Source organism: uncultured Sulfitobacter sp., from assembly GCF_964021855.1.
GTDB lineage: Bacteria > Pseudomonadota > Alphaproteobacteria > Rhodobacterales > Rhodobacteraceae > Sulfitobacter.
Window position 1 is genome coordinate 242,394 of record NZ_CAXHZD010000001.1, and the last position, 15,041, is coordinate 257,434.

At 55.9% G+C, this 15,041-nt stretch carries 11 protein-coding genes and 1 pseudogene; 10 read left to right on the top strand and 2 right to left on the bottom strand.

The features are described 5' to 3' along the window. Positions 1 to 432 precede the first annotated feature (432 nt). The 6 genes and pseudogenes from AADJ11_RS01150 to AADJ11_RS01175 all read left to right on the top strand — a co-directional run bounded on the left by AADJ11_RS01150 (position 433) and on the right by AADJ11_RS01175 (position 7,749). A pseudogene (locus tag AADJ11_RS01150) lies at positions 433 to 1,859 on the top strand (IS1182 family transposase). Positions 1,860 to 2,052: 193 nt separating this feature from the next. Then, complete coding sequence (locus tag AADJ11_RS01155; RefSeq protein ID WP_341232729.1) at positions 2,053 to 2,247, top strand: hypothetical protein; 195 nt, start codon at positions 2,053 to 2,055, stop codon at positions 2,245 to 2,247. 256 nt (positions 2,248 to 2,503) lie between these two features. Further along, complete coding sequence (locus AADJ11_RS01160) at positions 2,504 to 4,063, top strand: ABC transporter substrate-binding protein (protein WP_341232730.1); 1,560 nt, start codon at positions 2,504 to 2,506, stop codon at positions 4,061 to 4,063. Positions 4,064 to 4,115: 52 nt separating this feature from the next. Continuing rightward, positions 4,116 to 5,084 carry an ABC transporter permease gene (locus AADJ11_RS01165; protein ID WP_093915459.1) on the top strand — a complete coding sequence of 323 codons (969 nt, stop codon included), beginning with the start codon at positions 4,116 to 4,118 and terminating at the stop codon, positions 5,082 to 5,084. 5 nt (positions 5,085 to 5,089) lie between these two features. Then, the gene (locus AADJ11_RS01170; protein ID WP_341232731.1) at positions 5,090 to 6,043 is read left to right on the top strand and encodes an ABC transporter permease; all 954 of its coding nucleotides are present in this window, start codon (positions 5,090 to 5,092) and stop codon (positions 6,041 to 6,043) included. Beyond that, on the top strand, positions 6,040 to 7,749 hold the full coding sequence (locus AADJ11_RS01175; RefSeq protein ID WP_341232732.1) for an ABC transporter ATP-binding protein: 1,710 nt from the start codon (positions 6,040 to 6,042) through the stop codon (positions 7,747 to 7,749). Before AADJ11_RS01170 ends, AADJ11_RS01175 begins: the two co-directional genes overlap by 4 nt. Positions 7,750 to 7,900: 151 nt before the next feature. Here the strand turns inward: AADJ11_RS01175 and AADJ11_RS01180 are convergent, their stop codons facing one another. Continuing rightward, complete coding sequence (locus AADJ11_RS01180) at positions 7,901 to 8,545, bottom strand: acyltransferase (RefSeq protein WP_341232733.1); 645 nt, start codon at positions 8,543 to 8,545, stop codon at positions 7,901 to 7,903. 134 nt (positions 8,546 to 8,679) lie between these two features. On the opposite strand from AADJ11_RS01180, the gene AADJ11_RS01185 reads away from it, so the two are divergent. Genes AADJ11_RS01185 through AADJ11_RS01195 form a run of 3 tightly spaced genes read left to right on the top strand, consistent with a single transcriptional unit; the run spans position 8,680 to position 12,670 of the window. Then, entirely contained in the window at positions 8,680 to 11,178 is a 2,499-nt protein-coding gene (locus AADJ11_RS01185; protein ID WP_341232734.1) for a glycosyltransferase, read from the top strand. Continuing rightward, entirely contained in the window at positions 11,178 to 11,912 is a 735-nt protein-coding gene (locus AADJ11_RS01190; protein WP_341232735.1) for a CatB-related O-acetyltransferase, read from the top strand. The genes AADJ11_RS01185 and AADJ11_RS01190 overlap by 1 nt, the downstream gene beginning before the upstream one ends. Continuing rightward, positions 11,909 to 12,670 (top strand): sulfotransferase family 2 domain-containing protein, encoded by a 762-nt coding sequence (locus tag AADJ11_RS01195; protein WP_341232736.1) that lies wholly within the window; start codon positions 11,909 to 11,911, stop codon positions 12,668 to 12,670. The genes AADJ11_RS01190 and AADJ11_RS01195 overlap by 4 nt, the downstream gene beginning before the upstream one ends. Before the next feature lie 8 nt (positions 12,671 to 12,678). On the opposite strand, the gene AADJ11_RS01200 is transcribed toward AADJ11_RS01195, so the two are convergent. Beyond that, positions 12,679 to 13,602, bottom strand: a complete 924-nt coding sequence (locus tag AADJ11_RS01200) for a glycosyltransferase family 2 protein (protein WP_341232737.1) — start codon at positions 13,600 to 13,602, stop codon at positions 12,679 to 12,681. Positions 13,603 to 13,683: 81 nt separating this feature from the next. On the opposite strand from AADJ11_RS01200, the gene AADJ11_RS01205 reads away from it, so the two are divergent. Then, on the top strand, positions 13,684 to 15,033 hold the full coding sequence (locus tag AADJ11_RS01205) for a capsule biosynthesis protein (protein WP_341232738.1): 1,350 nt from the start codon (positions 13,684 to 13,686) through the stop codon (positions 15,031 to 15,033). The last annotated feature ends 8 nt before the right edge of the window (positions 15,034 to 15,041 follow it).

Below are 15,041 nucleotides of genomic sequence, written 5' to 3' on the forward strand. Positions count from 1 at the left end.
AAAATTGCGCGGCGCGCAAAAACTGCGCGTCGCGGATAACACCTCAATGCATGAAATATAATTTAATCAATATCTTACGCGATTTTCACTAAGGTATCGGTCTTAGGGGTTGGCAACAGGTTCGCCGCTTCCCTTTTCGAACCCGAGTGAACATTCAAATTTACTTTCAATCAAGCCATGGCCACTGTCCATGACAGCACACACGTGGTTTTCTACCCGCTCTTACAATTTAAGTTTCTGTATTCATTTCTATAATTTTACAATCGCAATCACTGATGGGGGTTTCAAATTGGGGACTGCGTCCTGCTGGGTTTAGTTTTCCATTTGCCGTAAGGGCGAGTTGCCACTAAGGGCGAATTCTGTTGAAAAGCTCTTATTGATTTGAAGGTCTTTGGCTGGTTCAATTTGCTTACGGCAGCGGAGGATTTGGCGATGATGGGACCAAAGCAGGAAGCGCAGGCGGCGTTGTTTTATGAGTTCTCGCTGGAAGACCACGTCCCGCAAGGCCATCTGCTGTGCGCAATTGATCGGTTTGTCGATCTGAGCGACATCCGCCAGTATCTGGCTGAGTTTTACAGCCACACGGGCCGCCCTTCGATTGACCCTGAACTGCTGATCCGAATGCTGTTGGTCAGCTATTGCTTCGGTATCAGATCAGAGCGGCGGTTGTGTAAGGAGGTGCATTTGAACCTGGCATATCGTTGGTTTTGTCGCCTCGATCTGTCTGATCCAATACCCAATCATTCGACCTTCTCAAAGAACCGGCCCTTTCGGCAGATTGCTTTGCAATCGCCTGCCGGGTGAGACACGGGCGTTTCCGTGAGAGCGCTTTGCTGCGGCATCTGTTTGAGAAGACCGTCGCGCGTTGCATTGCGGATGGTTTGGTGAGCGGCCAGCGGCTTGCGGCAGATGCCAGCTTAATCGAGGCTGATGCGAACAAACAGAACTCCGCGCCAAAAGAAGATTGGGATCACAGCGCCATTGATCCAAACCATCCGCCCCGTGCTGTGAAGGAATATTTAGATGTTTTAGACGATGCCGCTTTTGGTGCAGCATCGGAGGTAGAACCCAAGTTCACATCTCACTCTGCTCCCTCGAGCTAGTGGACCGCAGCACGTAAAGGGCCAGCCTTCTTTGCGTATTCAACCAATTATCTGATCGACACTGACCACAGTGTCATCGTTGACGTCGAAGGCACCAGATCAATCCGACAAGCCGAAGTTGGATCCGTGCGGACCATGTTGGACCGGATTAAAGAAAGGCATGACATCGACCCTGAGCGATTGATCGCAGACACGGCCTATGGATCTGGCTCAATGCTTGGGTGGCTCGTCTACCGCGACATCAATCTCCATATTCCAGTGCTGGATAAGGCGGGGCGAACCAATGGAACTTGGAGCCGGACTGACTTTGAATGGGACGCGGAGAATAACCAATACATCTGTCCAGAGGGAGAACCATTAAAGCAGTTCCGCCGCAACTATTCTGATCCACGCCGAGCGCCGACCGGCAAAGGCGTGGCCAAGTATCAAGCACTGAAACACACCTGTCAGGCCTGCCCATCCAAAGCGAAATGCTGCCCGAATGCCGACGCGCGCAAGATCACCCGCGAAGAACATGAAGACGCCCGCCAAGTTGCCCGTGACATCGCCAAAACCAAACAGTACGTCATTTCGATGCGGCTCCGAAAGAAAGTGGAAATGCTCTTCGCCCACCTCAAACGCATTCTCGGGCTCTGGCGGCTCCGACTACGTGGCCCATGTGGTGCAAATGACGAATTCCTCCTCGCCGCAGCCGCCCAAAACCTCCGCAAATTAGCCAAGATCTTTCCTGCACCGCAGCAATGGCGCAAAGCCTGACAAGAAAGGCGCTCGCGCTGTGTTCGAAGCAATATTTTCTGCGCCTGCAACACGGTGTTTTTCAACAGAATTAGCTCGAAGCCGACCTCCACCACCCGCACTCAATGCTGCGTTGCGGCCCGTTAAACCTGCCGTTCGCCGCGGTTGCACAATCTTTGTTTGGATGAGCTCACACAAAGCGGGACGAAGTGGCATGATGCTGATGCAGCGAAGTTTGCCTTCAAGCTTCGTCAGAATTGGTGAACAAGTCGCGGCGGCACAACGTGGTTTCCCCGAAACGGGCCTTCAAATTCGCGAAATTCGCCGAAACCCAATCCAGCCATTCGCCGTGCCGTCCAGTAACCGTGAAGATGCGGGACGAAGTGACCATTCGCTGCAGATTGTGTGAGTTACCGACCCTTTGGCCTCCTGCAACGCAAACGTATGCTGGTTTACGCCGTAAATCGAGGTTGTTTGTCCAAAACCGGATCGCCTCAAGCTTGCAGAACCGTTTTCGAACTGTCACCCGGTTCGAATTTTGTCTGACAGAAATGTTCGGGTAAAAAGGCGCGTCGCGCTCTTTACGACTCCCCTTTGTGTTGTATGGTCAAGACAAGAGCGCGATGTCGGTCACGGCCAGACGCTCACACAACAAGGAGAAAAATATGCAATTCACAAAATTGCTTGCCGTCTCGGTGACGGCTCTGACGGTTGCAAGCCCTGCACTGGCAGAAAACGTATTGCGCTGGACCAGCCAGGGTGACGCGCTGACCATGGACCCCCATTCGCAGAACGAGGGCCCGACCATTGCAATGAATGGCCAGATTTATGAATCCCTGGTTACCCGCGATGCGGATCTTGTTCTTCAGCCTGAACTGGCCGAAAGTTGGGAAGCCGGTTCCGACGGCTGGACATTCAAGTTGCGCCAAGGCGTGAAATTTCATGACGGGTCGGATTTTACGGCAGAAGACGTGGTGTTTTCGTTCATGCGCGCCAATCACGAGGCCTCGGACTATAAAGAACAGGCCAAAAGCGTTACCTCGGTCGAAGTCATCGACGATTACACCGTCAAACTGACGACCGACGGGCCAAACCCGATCTTGCCCAACCAGCTGACCTCAATCTACATGATGGACAAGGGCTGGGCTGAGGCGAACAACGTTGTTGCGCCACAAGATTTCAAGGCAAAGGAAGAAACTTTTGCCGTGCGCAACGCCAATGGCACCGGCCCGTTCACGTTGGTCAGCCGTGCGCCGGACGAATTGACCGTTCTAGCGGCCAACCCCGACTGGTGGGGCAAGGGCATGTTCCCCGGTAATATCGACAAGATCGAATACCGGCCGATCACCAATGCCGCCACACGCGTGGCCGCTCTGTTGTCGGGCGAAGTCGACTTTGTGCTTGATCCGCCATTGCAGGATGTCAAACGCATCGAAACCTCAGAAGGGCTTAGCGTGAAGACCGTAGCCCAGATCCGTTCGATCTTCTTCGGCATGGATCAAGGGGTCGACAAGCTGCGCACCTCGGATGCCGAAGGCAACCCGTTCAAGGATGCCAAGGTGCGCGAGGCGTTCAACCTTGCTATCGACAAAGATGCAATCCAGCGGGTCGTCATGGAAGGCCTTTCGTTTCCGACCGGCATGATCACCTCGCCCGGTGTGCTTGGCAATACGCCAGAAAACGATGCGTCCTATGGGTTTGATGCAGCCAAGGCCAAAATGCTTCTGGCTGACGCGGGTTATCCGGACGGGTTCTCAATCCAACTCGATTGCCCCAACAACCGCTACAACAATGACGAAAAGATCTGCCAGGCGGCCGTGGCGATGTTGGCCAAGATCGGCGTCAAGGTGAACCTTGATGCAATCCCCAAGGCGCAACACTTCCCCAAAATCCAAAAGCGTGAGTCTGATTTCTACATGCTGGGTTGGGGCGTTCCGACGCTGGATAGCCACTATGTGTTCTCGTATCTGCTCGACGGTGAAGGGTCGTGGAATGCCACCGGCTATAACAACGCCCGTGTGAACGAGATCACCAAGGCGATCACAACCGAGATCGACATCGAAAAGCGCACTGCGATGATCGATGAGGCCTGGTCGCTTGTCAAAAAAGACATGCCCTATGTGCCGATCCACCACCAGGTTCTGGCTTGGGGTCTTTCGGACGCGGTCGATATCCCGATTGCTGCGGATGACGCGTTCCGTCCGCGTTTTGCGGTGATGAAATAAGAAAACTGCCGGGGCGGGTTACGCCCTGCCCCGGCATTGAAAGCGCCCTCATATGTTTTTCTTCATCCTCAAGCGGCTGGCACAATCGGTGCTGGTGATGGCCATCGTTTCAGCCGTCAGCTTTTCGTTGTTCAACTTTGTCGGCGATCCAGTCAACAACATGGTCGGACAGGATGCCACGCGCGAGCAGCGCCTGGAAATCCGCGAACAGCTTGGTCTGGATGATCCTGTTCTGACCCAGTATTCGCGGTTTCTTGGCAATATGCTGCAAGGCGATTTTGGTCTCAGCTATCGTATCAAGCGACCGGTGGACCAGTTGATCTTCGAGCGTCTACCCGCCACGCTGGAACTGGTGTTTGTCAGCGCGATCATCGCGCTCGTGGTCGGCATCGGCTTGGGCGTTTACACTGGTATTAGACGCAAATCCTGGATCAGTCGGGGGATCCTGTCGGTGTCGCTGGTTGGGGTCAGCCTACCAACCTTCATCATCGGCATCGCCCTGATCTATATCTTTGCCGTTCACCTGCGCTGGTTGCCCTCTTCGGGGCGTAGTGGCACGGTCGATCTTGGCTGGTGGAAAACCTCATTACTGACTGTGGATGGCTGGCGCGCCATCATCCTTCCTGCAATCACCCTGTCGCTGTTCCAGCTGACGCTAATCCTGCGGCTGGTGCGGGCGGAGATGCTTGAGGTCATGCAAACCGACTTTATCAAATTTGCCCGGGCGCGCGGGTTGTCAGAGCGCGCGATCAACTTTCGCCATGCGCTGCGCAACACGCTGGTTCCGGTAATTACAATCATCGGCCTGAACATCGGCGGGCTAATCGCCTTTTCGGTCATCACCGAAACAGTCTTTCAGTGGCCCGGTACAGGTCTCATGTTCATTCAGGCTGTCGATTTTGTCGATGTGCCGATCATGGCTGCCTATCTGGTGTTCGTTGCGCTGCTGTTTGTTCTGATCAATCTGGTTGTCGACATTCTCTATTTTGTTGTCGACCCGCGCATTCGGCTAGGGAACTGAGGAACATGAGCCACGTACAGCCCCAAGAAAGGCCTCAGGATCGACCACTAACCCGCTGGCAGCGGTTCAAAGACAACGACATCGTCTGGTCATTCTTGCATTCGCCCGGCGCAATGATTGCTGCAGCAATCACGGTTTTCTCGATCCTGGCTTGCCTCTTTGCGCCGCTGATTGCCCCCTTCGATCCGTTCGACCCAAGCCAGATTTCACTCTGGGATGGCAAGCTACCACCGGCTTGGGTCGAGGGCGGCCAACCGCAATACCTTCTGGGCACCGACAATCAAGGCCGCGACATGCTGTCGACGATTCTTTATGGTGGGCGGTTGTCCATCCTTGTCGGGCTGGCGGCTGTGTGCCTTGGCATGGTGCTGGGTGTCACCCTGGGCGTGATCTCGGGCTACGTCGGTGGTGTCACCGATGCGGTGATCATGCGTATCGCCGATGTGCAGCTGACGATTCCGGGGATTTTGCTTGCCATCCTTATCAACGGGATCGGGCGGGCATTTCTGCCGCTGGAGCTGCGCCAGGAATTTGCAGTCTACGTCGTCATTATCGCCATTGGTCTGACCGACTGGCCGCAATTCGCGCGCGTGGCGCGCGGTGCCACCATGGTCGAGGCGAACAAGGAATATGTTCAGGCCGCGCGGATTATTGGTTTGCCCGCATGGCTGATCATGGTTCGGCATGTACTTCCCAACACGTTGCGACCGGTTCTGGTTATCGCCACGATCGGGCTGGCGCTGGCGATCATCGCCGAGGCAACCCTGTCCTTTCTGGGTCAGGGCATTCCGCCGACAACCCCGTCTCTGGGTACGTTGATCCGGGTTGGCAATGAATACCTGTTCTCTGGCCTGTGGTGGATCACCTTCTTCCCGGCCATCGCGCTGGTGGTGCTGGTCTTTGCTGTCAACCTTTTGGGGGATTGGATGCGTGACGCGCTCAATCCGAAACTGCGATGACCGAGCTTTTGAAAATCAGCGGCCTTGATGTCGATTTCCACACCCGCCGTGGCACGGTTCACGCCGCGCGAGGCGTCAGCCTGACCGTCCGTCCTGGCGAAGTCCTCGGGCTTGTGGGTGAATCCGGGGCTGGGAAATCGACCATCGGCAATGCCATCGTCGACCTTCTGGAATCGCCCGGCCGGGTCAGCGCCGGCTCGATCCTGTTCGAGGGCGAAGAGCTGCGCGGGCGCAGCGAAGCCGAGATGCGCCGGGTGCGCGGTGACCGGATCGGAATGATCTTTCAGGACCCGCAGACATCGCTGAACCCGCTGATGACGGTTGGTGCGCAACTGGTCGAGACCATCGAGAAGACCAACGGCAAAATTAGCGGGGCCGAAGCCGAAAACCGCGCCATTGAGCTATTGGAACAGGTTGGCATAACAGAGGCCAAGGCACGTCTTCTGGCCTATCCGCACCAATTCTCGGGCGGCATGCGCCAACGGGTGGTGATCGCCCTAGCGCTGGCGGGAGATCCTGATCTGATCATCGCGGACGAACCGACAACCGCGCTGGATGTGTCAATCCAGGCGCAGATCCTTGACCTGATCAAACAGCTTTGCCGCGAGCGCGCGCTGGGTGTGATCATCGTCACCCACGATATAGGCGTCATCGCCAATATCGCGGATCGGGTTGCGGTGATGTATCGCGGCGAAGTGGTTGAAACAGGCGACGTGGCCCAAATCCTTGGCGCGCCGACGCATGAATACACCAAGTCACTGATTGCCGCCGTGCCGCGTGCGGATCGCAAGCTGGACCGGTTTTCGTCGGTGGACTACATCGAAGGCGGCACAACCCCCTTCAAGCGCATTGATATTCAGACCCATTGGCTGGGCGAGTCGCAGCGCGAACGCGGGTCTGGCCCCGCAATTGAAATCGAGAACCTCGACCTGTCTTTCACCCTGCAAAAGGCGCTGCTCAAACGCAATCGCAAGATGTTGCAGGCGGTGGATGATGTCTCTTTCACCGTCAACGAAGGTGAAACCTTTGGCCTGGTTGGCGAATCCGGTTCCGGCAAATCCACCGTGGCACGGTTGATCGCCGGGCTTTATCGGCCCGATAGCGGCCAGATTAAGGTGATTGGCCAGGACGTTGTGTCCCACCCCAAAAGCGCCACCGCCCGCACCGCACGCCGGGCTTTGCAAATGATTTTTCAGGACCCCTATTCCTCGCTCAATGCGCGAATGCGGGTGCTTGATATCGTGGCCGAGCCGATCCGGTTCTATCGACTGACCGACAGGGAGTCCGAGACCCGCAAAATCGTTGGTGACCTTCTCGATCATGTCGGTCTAGGTGCCAGTGCCGCACTGCGCTATCCGCATGAGTTTTCCGGCGGGCAGCGCCAGCGTATCTCCATCGCCCGCGCATTGGCATCCCGCCCACGCATCCTGATCTGTGACGAACCGACATCGGCGCTGGACGTGTCCGTGCAGGCCACGATCCTCAATCTGTTGAAGGACCTGCAACAGGAACTTGGGCTGACCATGCTGTTCATCAGCCACGATCTACCGGTTGTGCGCCAGATGTGCGACAGGATCGCGGTCATGCGCAATGGCGGCATCTGCGAGGTCTCCGACACCGAAACCCTGTTCAGCGCCCCGACCCACGAATACTCGCGCCATCTGCTGGACTTGATGCCGCGCATGGACCTGTTGGGCGAAGCCTAAGGCGCGCCCAGGTGGCGCAATGTTATCTGCGCATTGCAATGGCCAAGTCATTGATTCATGGTACGCGAGGCGCAAAGATACGCGCTTCCCTACAGAGGTTTGTAGGATCGCGAATAAAATGGCGTGGCGCGCATAAATTTGCGCGTCGTGCCTATTCCCGTTCAGCGACCGCCCGTTTGGTCTCGGGCGACAGCGGCAAACGCCTGCGGTCCCACGTGACCCCGCTGCGCATCACGCGTGCGGGGGTGCCCACGGCAAGCGAGTTGGCCGGGATCGCACCGCACACCATTGCGCGGCTTCCGATAATGCTATCCTGACCGATCTGCGCACCCTTCATGACCCGCACCCCATGCGCCAGCCAAACGTGATCACCGATCAAGATATCACGTGGCGGGTTTAGCCGCCTGCCAGTTTCGACGTCCAAAATCGAATGCATGTCGCTGACATCCATGGTGATATCGCCCGACAACATGCAGTCATCACCAAGCGTGATATGACCCGCCTCGTGCAGCGATATATGCGCCATCATCATGGTCGTATTGCTGCCAATCCGGATATGACTTTGCCCAGCGCGGCACCGGATACTGCCGTTTAACAAGCAATTCTCACCAACCGTGATCGAGCAGGCGTTGTTTCGAAGCTCGATCATACCGCTGCCCAGAATCGTATGTGCCCCGATAACAAGGTGATTATCGCGGCCCTTGATGTGGATTTGAAACCCGTCGGCCCGCTTTACCGACACGTCGATATCAACCTGATTGTTCAGACCGCTGTCGATAATATTTGGGCCGCTCATGATCGCACAAGCGGCCCAAACGGTGCCCCTGCGCCTTGTGGAAATGCCGCTACTTGCACTTTTAACCTCACCTTAAGCACGCGCGTGCTGATCTGAAATTCAATCTAAAGAACTTAGAATCGAAAAGACTGATTTTGTATAAACAGCTCGCCGCTCTTTTTGCCCGCTATACCACTGCGCATCTTAAGGCGCGGGGAAAGCCGCACGCCTTTTACGCAGCCGATGGGCAAATCATTGGTGCCGTTGATCTGGTTTCACTGGCCGATGGGCATCTTCGGGTGGCGGGGTGGTCTTGCGCGACCGAGGTTGTTTTACACATGAACGGGATCACAGCCAGCGCTTGGCCCGTTCTGCGCAGGGACGATGTTGCAAAGGCATACGGGCTGGGTGCCAAGTTGGGTTTTGACATCACTGTGCCGCTTGGCCCGCTCAGGTTGGCAGAAATCGCCCGCTTTGGCATCGAGCTTCACGGCGCTGACCCCGCCCAACCCACGATTGGCCGGCCCCTGCCCTTGCACCGTATTCGTTGGGTCCAACTGCGCATCTTCGTTGGCTTTATATGGGCAATGCTTGGTCAACTGCCGTCGGCAATCGGCTGGATCGCCACCCGTGACCCGAAATACCGCGCCCGGATCAAGCAAAGCCTGCATCTTACCACGCTGCCGCAATCGGCCGAACTTGACCCCGCGCTGTTTAGCGATACGCGCAGCCCCTCGCCGTTCACACCAGACGACAGCATTACCATTATTATGCCTGTTTTCAACGCCTTCGACCTTCTGCAAGAGGCGCTGGCCAGGGTTAAGGAACATACCGATCTGCCGTGGCGTCTGATTCTGGTCGAAGATGCGTCGACAGACAGCCGCGTTCGTCCCTTTCTAAGGGAATGGAAAACCAAAAACCCAGATCAGGTTGTCCTGCTTGAGAACACGGAAAACCTAGGCTTTATCCGCAGTGTAAACCGTGCTTTCGAAGAGGCGCTTTTGTGGTCCGATCCAGTGGTTTTGCTGAACTCTGACGCGTTGGTCCCTGCCGGTTGGGCCTCCCGACTGATCGCCCCCATAAAGCTGCGCAGAAACGTCGCAACTGTCACCCCCATGTCCAACAACGCCGAGGTTTTTTCGGTCCCGTTGATCTGTCATCCCCAAGATTTAACCACCGGGCAAGCAGACATTATTGACCGAACGGCGGCCTCCCTAAACCAGTCTACCGGGCAGGCCGACATGCCCACGGGCGTCGGCTTTTGCATGGCGATCAACTTTGCATATCTTGTCAAAAACCCAAGCTTTGACACCGCATTTGGGCGTGGCTACGGCGAAGAAGTTGATTGGTGCCAGCGGGTTAGAGCAACGGGCGGCCAACATCTAAGCGCAGGCAACCTGTTCGTTGAACACCGCGGCGGTGAAAGCTTTGGTGGCAAGGAAAAACAGCAGCTTATTGCGGAGAACAACCAAAGGGTCCGGCAAAGGTTTCCGCATTTTGACAATGATGTTCAACGCTTTGTTCAGTCTGATCCGCTCCGTTCGACCCGACTGGCGCTTGGCCTCGCGTGGCTTGGGGCGCAGGATGTGTATCCGGTATCCATCTATCTTGCCCACAGTATGGGCGGCGGTGCCGATGCGTATCTTGCCAATCGGATTGCCACGAAACACCACGCCTTGGGGCGGTCAGCCGTGGTGCTGCGGGTCGGCGGGAAACAACGTTGGCAGCTGGAACTGGTCACACCCGATGGCACGATTTCCGGCCACACAAACAGCCTTGATTACGTGCTGCAAATGTTGGCCCCGATCGCGCGTCGGCGCATCATTTATTCCTGCGGCGTTGGTGACCATGATCCAGCCACCCTACCCGACGCGTTGTTCAAAATCAGCAATAATGGCCGCCACACGATCGAGGTTTTACTGCATGACTACTTCATCATATCCCCGTCCTATACGTTGTTGGATGACGCCGGGATTTATCACGGTGTTCCCACGCCTCAGCACGGCCAAGCCCTTTTAAATTCTCAGCAAATACCACTGCAAGACTGGCAAAATTCTTGGTCCACCCTGCTGGATCACGCGAAAGATATCGTTGCGTTCTCGTCCAGCAGCGCGGAGATTTTGACAACGGCCTATCCCGCGATTGCGGGCAAGGTTTCAATCAAGCCGCATCAGCTTTTGCACCCTGTTCCCCTGATCCCGCCTCGCCCTGCCGGGGCACGGCGTGTGATCGGCGTGCTTGGGGATATCGGCCTTCAGAAAGGCGCGGGGCTGATCCAGGACCTCGCGCTAAGCCTTGAGCAAAACGACATCGGCCTCGCCATTATTGGGAACTTCGACACGTCACATCCGATCCCGTCGCGTATCCCGGTACATGGGGGCTACCGGATCGAAAATCTTCACCATATTTGCGAACGTTACGGCATCACAGACTGGCTTGTCCCGTCGATCTGGCCGGAAACATTTTCGTTCACCACCCACGAGGCCTTGGCAACAGGCTTGCCGGTCCACGCCTTTAACGTCGGTGCGCAAGGCCAGGCCGTAACCGACGCTGACAACGGTTTCCCGATCCCTTTTAACAAAGGCGAATGGCAAGGCGCGAATCTCAGGGATCATTTTGCCAAAATACCCTATTCGATAGAAAGCGCCGCGTGATGGCACAGATATCCATACCCATCAAAAAGCTGCACGCGACCGGAATAGAGGTTTTGAACCGGGGCGGACCCAACGTTAGCCTCCCCGAGCACTCGATCATTGAAACGCCGGCCAGCTTGAAATGGACGCAATACGAGCATTCGCTCGAATTAGGGGCATTTTCCTATCAGGTTTCTGGATACTGTTTCGCGGCACGCATTGGGCGATATTCTTCATTTGGCGAAGGCGTTCAAATTGGCCGACAAAACCACCCGACCCACTGGGCATCGACCAGCCCCGCGTTCTATCTGGGTGACAAACTGTTTGATCTGGGCGACGGGTTTGAAGCCGCTGAACATTATCACAACTATAAATTTACCTTCAAAGGCCCGCCAACAAAGGTGAAAATCACGACAATCGGGAATGATGTCTGGATTGGCCATGGGGCCTATGTTGCCCCTGGGGTTTCAATTGGTGACGGTGCCATAATCGGTGCCCATGCGGTTGTAACGCGCGATGTTCCGGCCTTTGCGGTCGTCGCTGGAAATCCGGCAACCATCAAAAAGATGCGACTGCCCACCACGCTCATCACTCCAATGCTGCGCAGCCAATGGTGGCAGTTCGCCCCATGGCAAATGGACCATCTTGACCCGTCAGAACCAGCCGATTTTTGCAAAGGTATCCACCAGATGCAGGGGGATACTGCCCCCTACCAGCCAGAGAGAGTTGACCTGAGAAAAGGCATGCCAGCGTGAAGAGAATCATCTTTCTTCATATCCCCAAAACCGCCGGCCAAACCGTTCATTCAGAGCTGGCCCGCGTGATCGGAGAGGACTGCACATCGCCGATCAGAGTGCACACTCAAGCGCCTGCCAACGCGCAATTTCCGCCGGGCTATACGTTGTATTCTGGGCATCTAGATTGGATGGACTTGGGTCAATTCGGCACAGATCGCTTTGCCTTTACGATCCTGCGCGATCCGTTCGAAAGGATTGCGTCATTCTATTTCTATCTGCTTGAAAAATCGCAGGGTTTAGATGTCGATGCCCTGAATGCCCCTGCGAATGCTGGACTAAAAAAGATCAGGGAAAACACCGCCGACGACTACTTCTTTGGGGGGGATGCGGGTTGGCAACAGTTCATTCGCGATCACTATGACAACTTTTACTGCTCGTATTTCGTGACGCACAAGATTCGCGGTGCCGCGCAGATCGCGGATATCCCGACAAACACACTGATACCATTGGCGCAAAAGGGCGCGGCACAACTTGACTGCATCTATTCGATCGAAGGCCTCGCGGCCCTTGAACAGGATATTGCCAGGCTTACCGGCCAACAGATTTCAATCGTCGAAAAAAGGATAAATCCGGGGCCGAAACTTCAAGGTACCAAACGATGGCCCCAACTTTTGGAACGGATAGAAAGCGACGCGAACAAACAAAAGCTTGCAGATTTCTCCGCCCTTGATGTCAAACTGATGCAGCAGCTTCACATTCAAGGCGCGCTGTCATGAGCCGCGATTTACAGCTTGCCCAGACGTGCAAGAACCCGCAGGGCAAAATCTCCCCCCAGTGTTTGACGATAAACGCCAATCGATTGTGGGGCCGCCCGCCAATCCAACGCCGGTTGCGCGCGCCAGTCGATAAAGTCGAACAAAACCCGACGGCTTTGCCCGGTCAAAACTGGCGACAAATCCGACAGAACGCGCAGGTTTCGGTCAATCCAGCCTGCGAACACAGCGCGCAACAAAATCGCGGCACGATGCCCGGCGTGGGTACGGTTGGACCCCAGCAGATTATTGTCGTGCTGACGATACAAAACCCCGGGCTTGGCGTCATGGATGACATCGAACCCGGCACCGGTCACCGTTTGATACACCCACCAATCATGGAAAGGGATGCCAGCATCCAACGCGAAAGGCAGGGTATCGGCCAAAAATTCGGTCACATCAGGCGGCAACACAATCGTATTGCCACGCAGGATATTCTGCACCAATGCATTTCCAAACGCGAAGGGCCGCTGGTAATCCGGCGACATGCCAATCGGGTTCAGCGCCGCATCTGTATAGATGCTTCGGCTGGCGTAGATTTGCGCCCCTGTCCCGCGCCAGATCATATCGACAGCACGCGCCAATTTATGGGGCATCCACACGTCATCCTGATCGGCGAATGCAACCCACGCCCGAGTCAGTTCAGGCCGTGCCAGCAGCGTCATGAAATTTTGCGCACAGCCCTGACCCGGCCCCGTAACCAACCGAATATCACGATCCGGGTGCGCGACGATAAACCGGTTCACACAAGCCAAGGTATCGTCAGTCGACCCATCATCGCTGATCCAAAGGGTCCAGTCGCGATGGGTTTGGGCAAGAATGGATTGCAGCTGCGCCCGAATATAGGACCCGCCATTTTTGGTGCACAGCAAGATATGAATATGTGGCGAATGCAAAACCCCGAACCCCTTACCGCGACAAATAACGTGCCCCCAGAAAGCACAGATCGCTTAACAATCGGTGATCGGGTTTAGCGAATGACGCGCACGCATCCCCAAACCGCTGAACGGGCCCGAAACCTTCCTCATGATGTGCGCAAGGCGTTAAAAGTGCGCGAGCGTAAGGCAGCATTGGCCCGCATAGAGGAGCAGCGCGGTATCAAAAAGGCAGCGATTGCTGCGAAGGGGCAGCAGCTTAATGTCATAAGGCCCGACGGAAACCTACCCGCGGTCCCCCAGCAGCCGGTTTTGGTTGCGCCCCCGGTGCGCGCCGCCCGGATTAAACCGCGCCATCGGGTCATTTTTCTAAGCTTTGTGATCTGCGTGTTGGGCACGAACCTGATTGCCGCGTGGTACCTATGGGAACGCGCGGCGGATCGCTTCGTCTCTGTCGCGGGGTTTTCTGTCCGGACAGAGGATTCGAGTTCAGCGATCGAACTGCTTGGCGGCATGGCAGAGCTGTCCGGATCGGGGTCGCCGGACGAAGATATTCTATACGAATTTATTCAAAGTCAGGATTTGGTGAAAACCGTCGATGGCGCGCTTGACCTGCGCCAGCTCTGGTCAAAGGCAGACCCGAGAATCGACCCCGTGTTCAGCTATCATCCCCCGGGATCAATCGAAGATCTAACCGATTACTGGCTGCGCATGGTCAGCGTCTATCACGACAGCAGCACCGGGTTGATCGAGCTTGAGGTACAGGCATTCACGCCGCAAGACGCCCAAAACATCGCGCGCTTCATCTATGATGAGAGCAGCCGGATGATCAACCGATTGTCCGATATCGCCCGTGAAGACGCGACGCGCCTCGCCAGAGAAGAGCTTGAGACCGCCGTTCAGCGCCTCAAAATCGCCCGGTCCGAGATGAGCAAATTTCGCAACCTGAACCAAGTGGTATCCCCCGCATCGACGCTTTCGATCCAGACGGGGCTGCTGTCATCGCTTGAGATGCAATTGGCCGAAACCCTTATAAATCTGGACATGCTTGGCCAGATCAGCACCCCGACAGACCCACGTGTTAAACAGGCGATACGGCGTCAGGGCGTGATCGAACAGCGCCTGAAACAGGAACGCGCAAAGCTGGGAATTGGCAGTGAAAATGGAAAGGCGGACAATGCCTTGGTCGACCAAGTGGGCGAGTTTGAAAGCCTTATGGTGGATCGCGAATTCGCCGAGCAATCCTATGCCGCAGCCCTTGTCGCATATGATGTGGCAGTCGCGGAATCGCGCCGCCAAAGCCGGTATTTAGCTGCCCATATCAAACCAACCCTTGCGGAAACCTCGATTTACCCGGATCGGCTGCTGACCATGGCGCTTGTCGCGCTATTCAGCCTGTTGATCTGGGCAATTTTGGTGATGGTTGGCTATTCATTAAGGGATCGGCGCTAGAAAAAGGG